This window comes from Polaromonas sp. P1_A2, from assembly GCF_056406895.1.
This window is the reverse complement of record NZ_JBFTZI010000011.1, coordinates 1-2,172: the sequence shown is the minus strand read 5'-3', so window position 1 is coordinate 2,172 and position 2,172 is coordinate 1. Positions and strand designations below refer to the sequence as shown.

Here is a 2,172-nt window from a genome sequence, read left to right as displayed (position 1 = left end):
CCGCCTTGTAGGTATGGGCGTAGAACACCACGGTGCCGGGCTGGGCGGTCTGCGCGCCGTTGGGGCTTAAGGTGTTGGGCGCCACCATGCCGAAGCTGATGCCGGTGCGGGCCAGGCCCGAGCCGGCGGTGTAGCTCACGCTGGGGCGGGTGTAGCTGCCACCGGTGGTGCCGGCCGAGCCGCCGGTGGCGGTGTAGCCGGCCGGCAGCACGGGCGTGAGGACCACGGTGCCGCTGGTGGCCCCGGGAATCCACAGGGTAAAGCTGCCGTCGCTGGCCGTGGGCTCGCTGTCCAGCGTGGTCGCGCCCTGCATGGCGTTGACGGTGATGCCGGCCAGGCCGGGCTCGGTGCCGGCCTTCACGCCGTTGTTGGCCGTGCCGCCGCCCGCGCCGTTGTCGGCGAACACAGTGCCGCTCAAGGTGCTGCCGCTGTACAAGCCGAAGTTCTGCGGCGCCGGTGGAGCGCCGCCCACCACCAGCTGGATCACGCCGCTGGGATTCTGCGAGCCCACATAGCCGGTCGGGTAGCTCGCGGTGATGTCGCTCAGCGTGGCATTGCCGTCGAGTATCAGGCAGTAGCTGCCTTGGACCACATTGGCCAGGCTGTAGGCCCCCGTCGTCAGGTTGACCGACGCGGCCGCCGTGGCGGGGCCGGTGCACGTACCGCCCGAAAACGGCGCCAGCTTGACCCACAGGGCGGTGGCCCCGCCTATGCCGGCCTCGCCCGCGTCCAGGTTGCTGTTGTGGTTGGGGTCCGCATACACCGTGCCCGCCACAGTCTTGGGCGTGGGCGTCAGTGTCAGCGTGCAGGTGATGCGGTCGCCGGTCTGGGGCGTCAGTGTGAAGCTGGTGCCAGCGCCGCTGGGCAGCACGGTGTTCGTTCCCCCAAAAGCGGAAGCGCCCGGCCCGCTGTTGCTGCAGGCCATGCTGCCGGTATAGGCGGACAGCACCGAGGCGCTGCCCGCGGCCATGGCCGCGCTCAGCGTGATGTTGTTGGTGCCTATGACGGAGGCCGCGCCGGTGGTGGCCGTGGTGTTGGTGCCGGTGGAGGTGACGCTGGTCACCGCGGCCGCCGGTGTGGTGTAGCCCACCGCGGCGGTGAACTGGTCGGCCGGGTACTGGCGCCCCGCGATGCTGAGGTTGAAGGTGACCGGCGGCAGCGAGATGGCAAACAGGGCCGCCTGCGAACCCGTGAGGGCGGCGGACACCTGGGTCGGGTTTTGCGTGCCCAGCACCACGGAGCCGTTAAAGCTGGTGGAGCCCGAGGTGGGCGCCGTCAGGTTGACGACGGTCGACCCGACGCCGGACAACACGACGGGCGCGCCGGTATAGCTGGTATAGCCGATCACGTTGTCGATCAGGCTCCAGTTCGCCGTGCTTGTATAAACAATTTTTTCGGCGGCCTGGTCGGTGTTTTCGCCGTCGGCCGCGAACATCGAGAAGGTGCGGTTGTTGCCCGACGCGTCCTTCATCACCAGCGACGACAGCGTGGCCGTGCCCACGCCCGTCTGGCTGAGCCAGTACATGGAAGGGGCGCCGGTGATGCCGTTATAGGCGCCGTGCCCGAAAGCACCGCCACCCGTCCAGGCAGGCGAGGCGGCGGCGGTCATGGTGGTGGTCCCGCTGCGTTTGACCGCCGTGGTCAGCGTGCCGGCGCCATTGGGCAGGGTAAAGGTAAAAGCCTGGCCGCCGGCCGTGCCCGCGACCGTGTTGTCATAGCCGGTGAAATCAAGCCACCACAGGCTTTGCGCGAAAGTGCCGGTGGTGGCATAAGAGCCTCCAGCGGCCGACGCCATCCCCGCCCAGGCGCCCAACACGGCGGCAGCCAGGGGGCGCAGGATTTTTGCGTAGCGCCGGCGCCGCGGCGGGACCGCTGGAAATGACGGGTTGTGCATCATCGCGGCGGCCTGCTGTGTGACCCGCTACTGGTCGACCTTGACGCGGTAAGTGACGATCAGTTGCCCGCCCGAGGCCAGCGAGCCGGTGAAGGTCCACTTCAGCGCCCCCTGCGCATTGACCGCCGGCTGCGTCGTCACCGTGCAGGCCGTGATGCCCGTGGGCAGCGTGCCCGGGCAGGCGGCCGACACAAAGCCGGTGAAGGCCGCGGTGGAGTCGCTCACAAACAGCGTGGACAGCGGCTGCGTGCCGTTGTTGGTGGCCGTCAGCGTGTATA

Annotated in this window: 1 protein-coding gene and 1 pseudogene; both read right to left on the bottom strand. The window is 69.1% G+C overall.

The window, feature by feature from the left end:
• Window positions 1–1,816, bottom strand: a pseudogene (locus AC1D09_RS23855) (hypothetical protein); the annotation flags it as partial.
• Between the two features lie 105 nt (window positions 1,817–1,921).
• The coding region (locus tag AC1D09_RS23850; RefSeq protein ID WP_477701242.1) for a hypothetical protein at window positions 1,922–2,172 on the bottom strand (251 nt) is incomplete at its 5' end.